This is a genomic window from Clostridium caldaquaticum, from assembly GCF_023806125.1.
GTDB lineage: Bacteria > Bacillota > Clostridia > Clostridiales > Clostridiaceae > Clostridium_AT > Clostridium_AT caldaquaticum.
This window is the reverse complement of record NZ_JAMSKT010000010.1, coordinates 39027-53919: the sequence shown is the minus strand read 5'-3', so window position 1 is coordinate 53919 and position 14893 is coordinate 39027. Positions and strand designations below refer to the sequence as shown.

The 14893-nt window shown below is 31.1% G+C and carries 14 protein-coding genes; 2 read left to right on the top strand and 12 right to left on the bottom strand.

Translation table 11 applies throughout. The annotated features are described in order from the left end of the window. Nucleotides 1–27: 27 nt before the first annotated feature. Nucleotides 28–702 (bottom strand): deoxyribose-phosphate aldolase, encoded by a 675-nt coding sequence (gene deoC / locus M2651_RS08155; protein ID WP_252131851.1) that lies wholly within the window; start codon nt 700–702, stop codon nt 28–30. Nucleotides 703–985: 283 nt separating this feature from the next. On the opposite strand from deoC, the gene M2651_RS08150 reads away from it, so the two are divergent. Further along, nucleotides 986–1390: a hypothetical protein gene (locus M2651_RS08150; protein ID WP_252131850.1), complete on the top strand. Its 405-nt coding sequence runs from the start codon at nt 986–988 to the stop codon at nt 1388–1390. 22 nt (nt 1391–1412) lie between these two features. On the opposite strand, the gene M2651_RS08145 is transcribed toward M2651_RS08150, so the two are convergent. Further along, on the bottom strand, nt 1413–3959 hold the full coding sequence (locus M2651_RS08145) for a calcium-translocating P-type ATPase, PMCA-type (RefSeq protein ID WP_252131849.1): 2547 nt from the start codon (nt 3957–3959) through the stop codon (nt 1413–1415). A 226-nt stretch (nt 3960–4185) separates the two neighbouring features. Between M2651_RS08145 and M2651_RS08140 the strand changes: the two genes are divergently transcribed. Continuing rightward, complete coding sequence (locus M2651_RS08140; protein ID WP_252131848.1) at nt 4186–5829, top strand: putative manganese-dependent inorganic diphosphatase; 1644 nt, start codon at nt 4186–4188, stop codon at nt 5827–5829. A 45-nt stretch (nt 5830–5874) separates the two neighbouring features. Here M2651_RS08140 and M2651_RS08135 read toward each other — a convergent pair whose 3' ends face one another. The 10 genes from M2651_RS08135 to flhA all read right to left on the bottom strand — a co-directional run bounded on the left by M2651_RS08135 (nt 5875) and on the right by flhA (nt 14874). Continuing rightward, the gene (locus M2651_RS08135; protein WP_252131847.1) at nt 5875–6636 is read right to left on the bottom strand and encodes a hypothetical protein; all 762 of its coding nucleotides are present in this window, start codon (nt 6634–6636) and stop codon (nt 5875–5877) included. A gap of 15 nt (nt 6637–6651) precedes the next feature. Next, a complete protein-coding gene (locus tag M2651_RS08130) occupies nt 6652–6942 on the bottom strand; it encodes a hypothetical protein (protein ID WP_252131846.1) in 291 nt (96 codons plus the stop codon). Nucleotides 6943–7044: 102 nt separating this feature from the next. Continuing rightward, on the bottom strand, nt 7045–7866 hold the full coding sequence (locus M2651_RS08125) for a flagellar hook-basal body complex protein (protein WP_252131845.1): 822 nt from the start codon (nt 7864–7866) through the stop codon (nt 7045–7047). Between the two features lie 24 nt (nt 7867–7890). After that, nucleotides 7891–8685, bottom strand: a complete 795-nt coding sequence (locus M2651_RS08120) for a flagellar hook-basal body complex protein (RefSeq protein ID WP_252131844.1) — start codon at nt 8683–8685, stop codon at nt 7891–7893. Nucleotides 8686–8878: 193 nt separating this feature from the next. Then, nucleotides 8879–9385, bottom strand: a complete 507-nt coding sequence (locus M2651_RS08115; protein ID WP_252131843.1) for a DUF6115 domain-containing protein — start codon at nt 9383–9385, stop codon at nt 8879–8881. Nucleotides 9386–9403: 18 nt separating this feature from the next. Continuing rightward, nucleotides 9404–10126 carry a FliA/WhiG family RNA polymerase sigma factor gene (locus M2651_RS08110; RefSeq protein WP_252131842.1) on the bottom strand — a complete coding sequence of 241 codons (723 nt, stop codon included), beginning with the start codon at nt 10124–10126 and terminating at the stop codon, nt 9404–9406. 15 nt (nt 10127–10141) lie between these two features. Further along, nucleotides 10142–10795 carry a flagellar brake protein gene (locus M2651_RS08105; protein WP_252131841.1) on the bottom strand — a complete coding sequence of 218 codons (654 nt, stop codon included), beginning with the start codon at nt 10793–10795 and terminating at the stop codon, nt 10142–10144. Between the two features lie 12 nt (nt 10796–10807). After that, on the bottom strand, nt 10808–11662 hold the full coding sequence (locus M2651_RS08100) for a MinD/ParA family protein (protein WP_252131840.1): 855 nt from the start codon (nt 11660–11662) through the stop codon (nt 10808–10810). Then, entirely contained in the window at nt 11656–12804 is a 1149-nt protein-coding gene (gene flhF / locus M2651_RS08095) for a flagellar biosynthesis GTPase FlhF (protein ID WP_252131839.1), read from the bottom strand. Before flhF ends, M2651_RS08100 begins: the two co-directional genes overlap by 7 nt. Beyond that, a complete protein-coding gene (flhA, locus tag M2651_RS08090) occupies nt 12805–14874 on the bottom strand; it encodes a flagellar biosynthesis protein FlhA (RefSeq protein WP_252131838.1) in 2070 nt (689 codons plus the stop codon). Nucleotides 14875–14893 lie beyond the last annotated feature (19 nt).

Below are 14893 nucleotides of genomic sequence, written 5' to 3'. Positions count from 1 at the left end.
TAAAAACGTAGTTTTAAAAATTTAAATTTAATATTTAGTATTTGCTTCTCCGCCTTCACATATTGCTACGGATGCAGAGGCTCCAATTCTAGTGGCACCAGCTCTAATCATTTTTACTGCTTCCTCATAACTTCTTACTCCTCCTGAAGCTTTAACACCCATTTCTTCTCCTACAGTTTGTCTCATAAGTTTTATATCAGCTTCAGTAGCTCCGCCGCTTGAAAATCCCGTTGAAGTTTTTACAAAATCTGCTCCAGCTTCCTTTGCTAATTTACATGCCGTAACCTTCTCTTCATCAGTAAGCAGGCAAGTTTCAATGATTACCTTTGTTAAAGCTTTACCTTTTGCGGCTTCAACAACAGCTTTTATATCTTCTTTTACATAATCATAACAGCCATCCTTAAGCTTTCCTATATTAATTACCATATCAACTTCCTCTGCACCTTCTTTAATTGCTTCAGAGGTTTCAAAAGCTTTTATTTTACTGCTGTTTGCTCCCAAAGGAAAACCAATGACTGTACATACTTTAACAGAGCTTCCCTTAAGCAAACTAGCAACTAAAGAAACATGACAAGGATTTATGCAAACAGAAGCAAACCTATACTTTAAAGCTTCTTCACAAACTTTTCTTATTTGCTCTTCAGAAGCTTCCGGTTTTAATATAGTATGATCTATAAACTTTGCTAGTTCTTCTTTTTTCATTTCATTCAACTCCTATTTAATTTATTTTCCAATAGATTAATCAGTAGTATTCTATACCAATTATACAAAAGTAACAAGTATATACTAGAAAGTATATTTTATCCTAGTATTTTTATCAAATTCTCTTATAATTATGTAGTTTTATTGGTAAAATAAAATATAAAAATATTATATATTTTAAAAGAGAGTACATTGTGTTATAATGTAGATAAAAAATGTCATTTTTATTAATTTTACTAATTGTAAATAATAAAAATAAACTATTTGCAAAGGAGTCATACATATGAGTATTAAGGAAAAATTCGCCAAATATTACACTGAAAACTTTTTAAAAAAATACGGGGAAAGACTTACACAAATTCAAGGTAATGTTATATCTGTAAAAATAGAAGAAAAAACTATACTTTGGTTGTTTCATAAAATTAAAGCTACTCTCATAGTTAAACCTGATCGAAGCAAATCAGTTATTAAATGCGTATATCAAAAAAACAGATGGTTTAAAAAACCTGAATTTATAACTATTAATCAAGGCAACCTTGTAATTATACAGGGTATTAAAGGTAAAAAAGGCAAAGAAGACAGAGAAACTATAAGTATTATGAATGTTAGAAATCTTACTACAAAGAAAGATTTAATTCCTGTAGAAGGCAAGGTACAAAGGGTTCAAAAAGTTCAAAGAATAAAATAAAAGAAGTGGAAATCCACTTCTTTTATTTTCTGCCTATAAAAAGATATAGGCTGTTTATTACTGCAATTATACCAGAGAAAAACACAACAATAGACCATTGTCCAAAGTTTAAGGCTACTGTTTTAAATATTCCTTGCAAAAACGGTATATAGATTACACTACAAAGCATGGTTATAGATATAAGCACAGCACCTACTAAATACAGATTTGTAAAGAAATTAATTTCAAATATTGAGTATTTTTCCGACCTGCACTCAAATACGTGTATAAGCTGTGAAAGTATCAGTGTACCAAGAGCCAATGTTCTGCAGGCACTTAAACTCATACCATAGTATTTGCCAGCTAAGAAAGCTAAAACTGTACAAACACCGATCAAACTTCCTCTAAGCAATATTTTTTCTTTTAAGCCTCTTGCAAATATATGTTCATTCTTAGGCCTTGGTCTTTGATACATTATATCGCTGTCTGGAGGATCTACTCCAAGTGCAATTGCAGGCAAGCCATCTGTTACTAAGTTCACAAATAAAATCTGTATAGGAAGAAGAGGAGTATCTAGGTAAAGAAGAGAAGCTAAAAACATTGTAAGAACTTCTCCAAGATTACAAGAAAGTAAATATCTAATAAACTTTCTTATATTGTCATAAATAACTCTTCCTTCTTCAACAGCAGCTACTATTGTTGCAAAATTGTCATCTAAAAGTATCATTGAAGAAGCTTCCTTTGTAACATCTGTACCTGAAATACCCATAGATATTCCTATATCCGCCTCTTTAACGGCAGGTGCATCATTAACACCATCTCCCGTCATAGCTACTATGTAATTTTTCTTTTTAAAGAGTCTAACAATTCTAAGCTTATGGTTTGGACTTACACGTGCAAATACACTAAGCTTTCCGACTCTGTTTAAAAGCTCTTTATCATTAAGCCTGTCTAATTCATCTCCAGTTATAACTTCTGACTGGTCCTTGCATATATCAAGTTCTCTGCCTATGGCAAAGGCAGTATTTCTATGATCGCCTGTTATCATTACAGGCTTTATTCCAGCTATTTTGCATTTTAATACTGCATCTTTTACTTCTTTTCTTGGAGGATCTATTATACCAGCTACTCCTAAGAAAACTAAATCTCTTTCTAAAGAACTATTCTTAACTATATTAGAATCCTTGTAAGCTGCTCCAATACATCTTAGTGCATCAAAGGACATAGCTTCAACAGCCTTATTTATCTTATCTTTATAATTAGAAGTTAAAAGTCTTACTTCTCCATTTATAAGTATGTATTTACACCTATCAAGAAGCTTCTCTGGAGCACCCTTTACATAGCAACATTCTTTTCCATTCTCTCTAATAATTACGGACATCATTTTTCTGTCTGAATCAAATGGAATATCAAAAATTCTTATACCTTTTGAAAGAAAGCTTGTATAGTTTTTTGTATCTTTGAAAAAAGCTTTTACTAATGCTGTTTCTGTAGGATCCCCAAACAAGCTTTTTTGAATAGAACTTTCTTTTTCATCAAAACTACAATCATTACAATAGGTAAAAACTTTTTTTAACAGCAAGTTATCTGGGATACCGTCCTTATCTACATTATATACTCTTTCATTAAAATATATAGCCTTAACAGTCATATTATTTTGAGTAAGAGTTCCTGTCTTATCGCTGCAAATAATGGAAGTACACCCTAGAGTTTCTACTGCAGGCAGTTTTCTTATCAGTGCATTTCTTTTTAACATTCTTGAAACACCAAGAGCCAAAGCTACAGTTACTATAGCAGCCAGTCCCTCTGGTATTGCTGCAACAGCAAGACTCACTCCTAAAAGGAACATCTCATACTTATTTTGTCCTCTCCAAACCCCCATAATAGTAACTACAGCACAAATTATTATACACAAAACTACTAAAATTTTACCTAGAGCATTAAGCTTTTCTTTAAGCGGAGAGGTATCCCCTTCTATATCCTGAAGCATATTTGCAATTTTACCCATTTCTGTTTTCATACCTGTTTCAGTAACTTTAGCCATAGTTTTCCCTGTCAACACTACAGTACCCATAAAAAGCAGGTTTTCCTTATCTTTATTGCTCTTATTTACTCCCACAGATTCTCCTGTTAAAAGAGCCTCATCTACCATTACAGCACTGTCTTGTACTATTATACAGTCTGCTGGTACTCTATCTCCGCTTTCCAGAACTATTAAGTCTCCAGGTACAAGCTCCTCAGCATTAATTACCTGAAGCTTTCCCTCTCTTATAACTTTAGATGTAGGTGCTGCAAGCTTTTTTAACGCCTCAAGGGATTTTTCAGTTTTATATTCCTGTATAAATCCCAGAATTGAATTCATAATTATAATTATGAATATAGTAATTGCATCTGCTTTTTCTCCCATAACACCTGAAATAATAGTTGCAGCTATAAGTACCCAAACTATAAAGTCATTAAATTGAGAGAAAAATATTTTTAAAGGAGAAACTCGTTTTTTATTCTCTAGTTGATTTAATCCATAAGTTTTTAATCTTTTTTCTACTTCGTTTTTTGAAAGCCCCCTGACAGAAACTTCATTGTTTATCATGCTATACCTCCCTGTAAGTTAATATGTTTTTTACTCCTTGTGTTTTTATGCACAATCCGTACATTAGTAATATATGAAAGTAACCTCTATCTTATGAAGATTTTTAACCCTTGTAAATGCAGAAAATACAATTAACCTATTTACAAAAAAAAGAAATGACCTTAAAATAAAAATATTAACTAAAGAACAAATATATACTATTTATGATAACTATGGAGGTAATTTAATGAATGAAGTATTATATATAACTGGTCATAAAAACCCTGATACTGATTCAATTTGTGCAGCTATAGCCTATGCTGAATTTAAAAATAAAACTGGAACCTTAAAGGCTATACCTGTTAGGCTTGGAGATATTAATAGAGAAACTCGGTTTATTCTCGATTACTTTAACGTTGAGACACCTAAACTTATTGAAACAGTAAAAGTTCAAGTTTCAGATTTAAATATAGATACTGTAGCTCCTGTAGCTCCTGATATATCCTTGAAGATGGCTTGGAATATTATGAAGAAAAATAATACAAAAACCTTACCAGTAGTTGATGAAAATGACTTTCTTGTAGGTGTTGCTACAATAACTAATCTATTTTCAAGCTTCATGGATATTTGGGATAATAACATATTATCAAAAAGCCATACTAAACTTGAAAATATATTAGATACTCTTTCAGCAAAGTATGTATATATACATGACGAAAATATAAATCTAAGCGGAAAAATAGTAACAGCAGCAATGCAGCCAGACAGCACTGAAGCTATTGTTGAAAAAGGTGATATTGTTATTTGCGGAGACAGAGAAGATACCCAAGATGCAGTTATTAGATGCGGAGCCTCTCTCATAATTATCACAGGAAATCATACTGCAAGTGAGGATATTATAGAAAAAGCCAAGACCGCTTCCTGCTCAATAATCTCTACACCTTATGATTCCTTTACAGCATCAAGGCTTATAACTCAGAGTATTCCTATAAGCTACGTCATGAATAAAGATAATATTGTAAGCTTCAGAACAGAAGACTTTGTGGATGATATAAGAGATGTCATGCTTGAAACAAGATATAGAAGTTATCCTGTAATAGATAAACTTAATAAAGTAATTGGTACTATATCGCGTTATCACTTAATAAGTCAAAATAGAAAAAAAGTAATACTTGTAGACCATAATGAAAGAACACAATCTGTGCACGGCCTTGAAGATGCCGAAGTTTTAGAAATTATTGACCACCATAGAATTGCAGATATTCAAACAGGCAATCCTATTTATTTCAGAAACGAACCTGTAGGAAGTACCTCAACAATAATAGCCTCAATTTTCTTCGAAAATGGCATACGTCCATCTAAAAAAATTGCAGGCTTATTATGTGCAGCTATAATATCTGATACACTGCTTTTTAAATCACCTACCTCAACCAATGTGGATAAATTAATGCTGAAAAGACTAGCAGAAATAGCAGATTTAGATGTGGAAAATTTTGCAAGGGAAATGTTTAAAGCTGGTACTTCATTAAACGGCAGAACAGTAGATGAAATATTCCATCAGGATTTTAAAGTATTTACTTTAAATAATCTAAAAATCGGAATATCTCAGATTAGCACTATGGATTTAGAAGGTTTTGCAGATATGAAAAATGATATGATATCTCTTATGGAAAAAAAATCTGTAGAAAACAGTTTTAATCTCCTAGTATTTATGCTTACAGATATTTTAAAAGGCGGCTCAGAACTTTTAGTAGTAGGTAAAGACAAAGAGCTGGTTGCAAGAGCCTTTAATGTAAAACTTAATGGTCATAGCATATATGTTCCTGGAGTGCTTTCAAGAAAAAAACAGGTAATACCTCCAATAACTTCAGCTATTACCTCACTAAAATAGATAGAAGCGGTTTTCCGCTTCTTATCTTTTTATTTTCTTTTCTATTTATTTTATTATCACATAGAATATAATAAAAAATATCAAACAAATGCCATAGGCAATACTTAAATAATCTTTAACACAAATATCATCTATTTTTTTTGTATATTCACCATAGCTTTTTAAATAATCAGTATTTTTAGAACTATACAAGTAATAAAAATTTACTGATTCGATATATGCTCCTAGTATATCCACATTTAATAAAGGTCTCACAAAAATGTTTGTAAAATAATCCCCTTTAAAATCTATTGCAGATTTTTTATTTCTGCAAAGGTATACAATATACATAAATATTTCCGCAATAACTGCTGGTATAATGGTCAGTATTACAAATAAATATCTGAAAAGCATTAATTCATCTTCCAGCATGCTTATATTATATATAAACATATAAGCTATACCGTAGATATTGCCAAAGGCTGCTATAAATAATAAAGGAGCTATAAATCCGCAAACTACTGCTCTTGAAATAATTGAAATAGAATCATAAAATTTAAATTTTTCTCTTTGTCTTAAATTCTTCTTTTCAGTATTGCTTATATCAATTACAAGGAAAGCAGTTATAAAATTATTAATTTCCCCATACTTAATTTTAAATATAAAAAAACATATAATCGAAACAATAATAACATATATTAATTGCAGCAGAATTTTATTATTTATTTTTTTATGAAATATCTTGTTAATTCTATAAAATAAATATTGTCTATCCAACTTCCACAGCACTATGCTTGTCAGACATCCAACCACATAACCAATTCCCATGATAATCCCCCAAACTTAATCTATAATCTCCTCAATAGGCACAGATTTCATTTTCATATAAAATAAGTTGGGACTGTACATATAATCATTTCTGTTATAACAAGGATATCCAATATGTAAAGGAACTTGTTCATACATAGAATTATTTCCTCTAGTTTTATTCATGTACAAATAATTCATACATGCTGGCATTGCTCCCATCATAGGATTTATATTAACTCCCTGCGAATACATTGCAGAGCAGGCCATTATAGGACATACTATTCTCATATTTCCATTTTCTCTCATACTGCACATTTGCTCCATATATACTCCCCCTAAAATATTATCTCAATAATATTATATGATTGCAGTTTAATGCTTTATGAAAAATTTATAAAAAAAGAATAGGGCCTCTGCTGCCTATTCTTATCTGGATTTTAAGTTATTAGCCATGCTCCACATTTCATCTGCTGTTCTCATAGCTCTTGAGTTAATTTCAAAAGTTCTTTGAACCATTATCATATCAGTCATTTCCTTTACTAAATCTACATTTGACAGTTCTAAAAATCCCTGCCTTATACTGGAGTTTTGAACTATATACGGTGTTTCTACTGGTACATCTACACCATTTATATTTTCTGTATTAACTGTATAGAGATTATTTCCTATAGATTTTAAAGAGTTATCTCCTGCTACATTATATAAATTTATTTTTCCTATCTGAATACTATTAACACCATCGTTTTTATAAATATATCCATTCTCATCAATTTTAAAATTATCCTTGGTAAACTGCATATTTTCAGCTGTAACACCATCATTAAAAATAATATAAAGCTTGTTTCCATTTTTATCTACTATATTATTATTGCTGTCTATATTAAAGCTTCCGCTTCTAGTATAGGCAGTCTTAAAAGTACCATCTGCATTTTGTTCTGGAAGTATTACTTGAAAATACCCCTCTCCATCTATAGCTAAATCAGTATTTACGTCAGTTTCTGTAAGATTGCCCTGCCTATTATCTCTAATCCATTGTGAAGCCCTAACTCCCGTTCCGTTATAGGATAAAGCCTCAGCATTATTGGGATAACCATTCCTACTTAGTGTTTCATATACTAAATCTTTAAAACTTACATCTACACGCTTATAGCCTTCAGTATTAACATTTGCAATATTATTTGATATGCTGTCGAGTTTTTCCTGCTGAGCAGCCATAGCACTCCTACTGTTCCATAATATTCTAAGCAAATACCTCGCCTCCTAACCCTTACGTTACCTTACTGAACCTACTTCATTCACAGCCTTGCCTAAAGTTTCATCTATAGATTGAATTATCTTCTGATTTGATTCAAAGGTTCTAAAAGCTGTAATCATATTTACCATTTCTGTCATAATATTTACATTAGATTTTTCTAGAGACTTTTGCTTTACCGACCCATTAGTATAATCTACTGGATTTTGCCCAGAAAATAGATTGTCTCCTATCTTTGTAAGCATATCGTAATTCTCAAAATCAACTATACTAAACTTATATCTGTCTCCATTTAAATTAAAACTTCCATCGCTATTAAGCTGCAGCTCCTCATTGCCTACCAGTATAGGTTCTGCTGCTCCGATAGGTTGTCCATTAAAATCCACCCTTGCAGCAAGCACATAATCACCGCTATCATTTACTAAATAACCTTCATTATTTACATGAAAATGTCCATCCCTTGAATAAAAAGTAGTATTAATTCCATTTATCTCTCTTGCAACAGAGAAAAATCCTCTTCCTTCTATAGCAAAATCACTCCACTTATCTGTGCTTTCAATTATACCTTGAGTAAAACTTGTTGAAACCCCATCTATAGAACTTCCCTGGCTTAAAGAACCAATTACATTTTTAACATTTTTTCCGCCTTCAATCTTATCATAATTTTCTATAAGTACATCATTAAATCTTTTTACTGAAAGATTATCACTTTTAAATCCAACAGTATTTGCATTAGCTAGATTATTAGTTATTACATTTTGCTTAGCTTCTTGAGTAATAAGACCTGATATAGACGTATATAGAGACCTAATCATTTGTTTCCCTCCTTATTTATTACTTTGAATTCACTAGGATAATCCATGCCTAATCCTCTTGCTCTTTTTTCAATTTCCGCATCACTTATATTTGTTTTAAATTTGTAAGTACCTAAAATAATAGTAGTTAAAATTATACCTATACCAATTCCTAATAGAATTTTTCTATCACTTAAAAAGTCTATTAAATTCTTTATTTTAGATATAACTCTTTTATTAATAATACTTCCCCCTTGCCTATTCCTAATCTGGCTGAAACTTCTTCAACTGAAAGTCCTTTAGACAATAGTTTGTTTATCTCTTCAATCTTTATACTATTACTAGTTATATTGTCTCTATATTTACTTTCATCATTTTCAAAAACTTTTTCTTCCAATTTTATCTGGGCTTTTTCAGCAATATTATTGTTTGATTTCATATTTGTTTCTTCGTAATTTTCTTCTATTTCTTTATCCTGAAGTTTATAATTATCTAAAATTCCATCATTTTCGTTTATTTTTTTTAACCTCTGAATTTCCTTCTGTAGCTCCAATATTGTTTCGGAAAATTCTCTTCTAACTTCTCCAAGCCTTACCTCAAACTCCTTCATATTATCCTCAGTGTAATTTAATACACTGCTAAAAGTTTTTTTTTCTTTTTTTAAAGCTCTTAAATTTAAAAAAACTAAAAGACTTCCTATAATCAATAAAAATATAATCATTTAATCAACTCCAGAAAACTAACTGTATTTTAATTTCTTTAATTCATTTCTAAGATGAACAATAGCTCTTCCATGAAGCTGACAAACCCTTGACTCTGATACTTCAAGCACCTTTCCTATTTCCTTTAAGGTTAAACCTTCATAATAATAAAGAGACAGTACTGTTTTATCCTTTTCATTCAAATTGTTCAAAGCCTTCACTAAATATTCTAATTCCTCTTTTTCTTCAAGCACTTTTTCTGGACTTGGACTCTTTTCATCTTCGATAGTACCAATAAGAGCCATATCATCATCAGAGAAAATCAAGTCTTCAAGAGAAACTACAGATATATAGTTTATATAGCTTTCTATCTCAGTAACCTCATCAACAGACATTTTAAGTTCCTTGGCTATTTCTTCGGAAGAGGGCTCTTTTAAAAGCTTTTTTTGCAGCGCTTCCAATACTTCATTATACTTATTCAGCTTATCCATGGCACCTTTTGAAATAGGACTGTTTTTTCTTAATTCATCTATCATTGCACCTTTAATTCTTATGGAAGCATAAGTTGAAAATTTCATTCCTCTGCCTTCATCAAATTTATTTATAGCATCCATAAGTCCAATCATACCATAGCTAACTAAATCTTCATATTCTATATACTTACTTTTTCCTATTATTACTCTAGAGGCTATATACTTAACTAATGGAATATATTTTGCCACAACTTGCTCCTTTATATCAGAAGCTTTAGCTAAAGCCATATTAAATCCTCCTCTTTATGCTTTTCTCATTTGATTACGCATTATCTTAAATATAAATCTTATTATTTTTTCTCTTATTCTATCCTCTAAATCAATAAAACTAATACCACTTATATTTATTCTATTTACCTCATCTTTTTCAAATCTGACAACTGAGCCTTTAACTATAATTTCTTCTGTTCCAATTGGTATATGCATCTTTAATATATCTCCGACCTTTAATTCATCTTTTAGCTTTATTTTTAAACCACCGCCGCTCAAATCTACCATGGTTGCCTTGAACAAATTACTTTCCATATTAATCTTTTCAGATTTATCATAACTAAGCTGCTTTTCTTTTGAATATAAAATAGAATATACAATTGGCACTCTAACATATTTTCTCCTTTGAATCTTAAATACTTCTTTAGGATAAGCCAATTGAATAGTAGGTATCTTTCCAGCTGTTCTATCTACAACAACAGTATTAAACTTATAGCAGCTTCCTCTGTAATAGTATATTACCTCTATAATCTCTCCCTTTCTTAAAGGTATATACTCTCCTTCCCTTATAGGAATACCAATTGAGATGAAATCATTATGCACATCTTCAATTCTGCTTTTATACCAGCCTTCATCATAAAAAACTTCTACTTTACTGTTTATGACAAATTTGAAATTGTCAAGCATAATTACATCTCCTTAACTAAAAATACTAAATATCTTTTTAAATAAACCTTGAACTCCGCTGCTTTGCTCATTTCCTTCTGTACCTATAAGTTTTTTCCCTATTTTACCTATATCTTGTGAAGCCTCACAATTAGGATAACTTATTACAAAAGGCTGCTGTTTTCTAACTGACTGCACTAATCTTTTATCTTCTGCTATACTTCCTAAATACTCTACTTTCATTTTAAGAAAATTAGTAACTGCATTTTTAAACTTATTGAATGTAAAAACAGCTTCCTTTTCATCAATTGCTCTATTTACAACTATACTAGCACTGCTTTTTATCTTGAAATGATTAATAGCTTTAACAAGGCTGTAAGCATCAGTTAAAGATGTAGGTTCCGGTGTTATTATTACAATAAGCTCATCACAACAAGCTGCAAAACCTAATACGCTCCTGTTAATTCCAGCCCCTGTATCCATTATTATATAATCAAAACCTTTAAGGTGTTCCAATTTACTTATTAATATATCTCTTTGTTCACTAGTTAACTCTTCAATTTTTGTAATACCAGATCCTCCTGGTAAAAGCTTAACTCCATAAGGTCCTGTTATAACCACATCATCTATTTCCTTATTATTAAACACTACATCAAACACATTAAACTTAGGTAAAAATCCCATAAGCACATCATCATTACCCATGCCTACGTCAGCATCAAAAATTAAAACCTTTTTTCCCATAGTTTGAAGCATTATAGCTAAATTAACTACAAAGTTGCTTTTACCAACTCCACCCTTACCAGAAGTTACAGTAATAATTCTAGCTTTATCTTTCTTTAAATTGTCTGCTGCTAACTGCCTTAATTTTTGCGCCTGATCTAACATATGCTATCCTCTCCCAGTATAAGACTAGAAACTTCTGAAGCCGATATAAATTTAATATCATCAGGAACATTCTGCCCTGTAGTTATAAAACTTAGAGGTTTTTTTGCAGCCTCCAATATATTTAGTATGGAACCATAGGTAGTAGTCTCATCTAATTTAGTTATTATAATATTATTAAAATTAAGTATACTATATCCCTGAATTATTGAATCTAAATCACTATTTTTAGTAGTACAGCTTAATACTAAATGAATATTTTCCGTATTTACCTTTTCTACAAAGGCTCTAAGTTCAGAGATTTGCATAGAATTTTTACTGTTTCTTCCTGTAGTATCTATAAGTATAACATCACAATCACTCATAGACTCTATAGCTGCTTCCATGTCATTAAGAGTAAAAACTATTCTAAATGGAATGTTCATAATATCAGCATAGGTTTTAAGCTGCTCCACAGCACCGATTCTATATGTGTCTATAGTAATAAGTCCTACTTTCTTTTTCTCAATAAGAGATAATCTTCCTGCAAGCTTTGCTATTGTTGTAGTTTTACCTACCCCTGTAGGGCCAACTAAAACAACAGCTCCTTCCATCTTTATCTTAGATATTTTCACCATGTTCTCAATTACAAGTTTAGCCTTATCTATTTCATTTACCTCTTCTTCTACAGACTTTATTCCATTACATATACTTTTTATTACTTTTTCATTTAGATCGCTATTTTCTAACTTTATTTCAAGCTCAGACTTTGTTTGAGTTTTTTCAGAAGTTTTGCTTATCATATCAGAAATAAGATTTTTCATCTCCTGCATCTCTTTTATAAGCTCTAAATTACTTTTATCTTCCTTTACTTCCATTTTTATATCTGTTTTTTCATTTTTAAACTCAGAACTTTTATTAAAAGCAAATCCTTCTTTCTCTACAGCTTTTTTTATAGCTTCAATGCTGTCTGTCATGTAATCATCATTTTTCTTTACATTTTCAACAGCAGCAGTTACTTCAATAATTTTTTTGGAAAAAAATCCTATAAATCCCGGCTTTCTAATTTTTCTTTGACTTATAATAACTGCATCCTTTCCAAGTTCATAACGGATACGAGTCATTGCTTCATTCATACTATTTACTATATATCTTTTTATAATCATCTATATAGTCACAACTCCTTCAGTTCTTATCTGAATATCGTTAGGTATCTCATTAAGTGAGAGTACTGTAATATTAGGAAATACCATTTCAATAAACTTTCTAAAAGCTGGTCTTATTTTTGGAGAAACAAGAATTACAGGCTGGTTCTCATAAAAATAAACACTTTCTAAAACATTCTTTATTGAACTTAATATTCTGCCTGTAGTATCTGGGTCGATAGCAGGAAAAGATCCTTGCATAGATTTTTGGATATTGTTTGCTATCTTATCTTCTATTTCTGAAGCTAAAGTAATAACAGTAATAGCACCATTTTCATCCACCAATGGATTACATATCGTTCTTCCAAGAGCAAAACGTACATATTCCGTTAAAAGTTCAATATCCTTTGTAGCTCTTGAATTATCAGCGAGAGATTCTAAAATAGTTACCATATCCTTTATTGAGACTTTTTCCTTTAATAAATTCTGCAGCACCTTTTGAACCTCTCCTATAGTCATAAGATCTGGTATAAGCTCATCAACTACAGCACTGTATTTTTCCTTTACAGCATCTATTATAAGCTTTACCTCCTGTCTTCCTAAAAGTTCATGTGAATGAAGCTTTATAGTTTCAGTTAAATGAGTAACCATTACTGTAGTTGGATCTACAACTGTAAGTCCTTTTATCTCTGCATCTTCTCTCTGGTCTTTATTAATCCAAACAGCAGGCAGACCAAAAGCAGGCTCTACTGTATTGATACCATGTATTTCAAAATCTCCGTTTGTAGGATCCATGCATAAAAGCATATTTGGCATAAGCTCTCCCTTTGCAGTTACAGTTCCTCTTATTTTAACTACATATTCATTAGTTTTTAACTGAAGATTATCTCTTATTCTGATTGGCTGAACTATAATTCCCATTTCGATTGCACATTGTCTTCTTACAGATGATATTCTCTCTAAAAGATCCCCGCCAGCACTTTCATCAGCAAGAGGAATAAGTCCGTAGCCAATCTCTATTTCCATTGGTTCTACAGTTAATAATGACATTACATTTTCTGGCTCTCTCTTTTCTGTTTCTATTATTTGTGCCTGTTCTTGTTCTGCTTTAACAATTGCCTGAGTTTTTTCATCTTTATACAAAAAGTAAGCACTAACTCCTGTACTAATTGCTAGTACTATAAATACAAAAGTTGGAAGTCCTGGAATAAATCCTAATATCAACAATACAACTGAAGCTATTGCTAAAACCTTAGGGAATCCTGTTAACTGTGATGCAACAGAAGAACCAAGATTTTCATTATTACCTGAACGAGTTACAATAATACCTGAAGCTGTAGATATTAAAAGTGCTGGTATCTGGCTTACAAGTCCATCTCCTACAGTTAGCCTGACATAAGTTTGAGCAGCATCAGAAATATCTTTGTTCAGCATTACTACCCCTATAATAATTCCGCCTATAATATTTATTAAAGTAATTATAATACCTGCTATAGCATCACCCTTAACAAACTTGTTAGCACCATCCATTGCTCCATAAAAATCTGCTTCCATTTGCAAATTTTTTCTTCTCCGTCTGGCCTCCGCTTCATCTATAAGTCCAGAATTTAAATCTGCATCTATACTCATCTGTTTTCCAGGCATTGCATCAAGGGTAAATCTTGCTGAAACCTCTGCTACTCTGCCAGAACCATTTGTAATAACCAAAAACTGAATAACCATAATTATTATAAAAATTATTATACCAACAACATAATTGCCACCAACAACAAAACTTCCAAAAGCTTCTATAATATGTCCAGCATAACCCTGACTTAAAATAAGTCTTGTTGAGGATATGTTTAAACCAAGCCTGAATAATGTTGTTATAAGCAGTAATGTAGGAAAAATAGAAAACTGAAGCACTTCTGTTGTAAACATAGTTAAAAGTATAATAACTATGGATAAAGTTATATTAACTGCTAAAAGAAAATCTAATAATACAGAAGGAAGAGGAATAATAATCATTAATATGATACCTATTACTAGAAATGCTACAAGTACATCCGTATTATTTTTTACGCTATATTTTGTTCTTGTATTTAAATCCATTTAATTACCTCCAATAAGG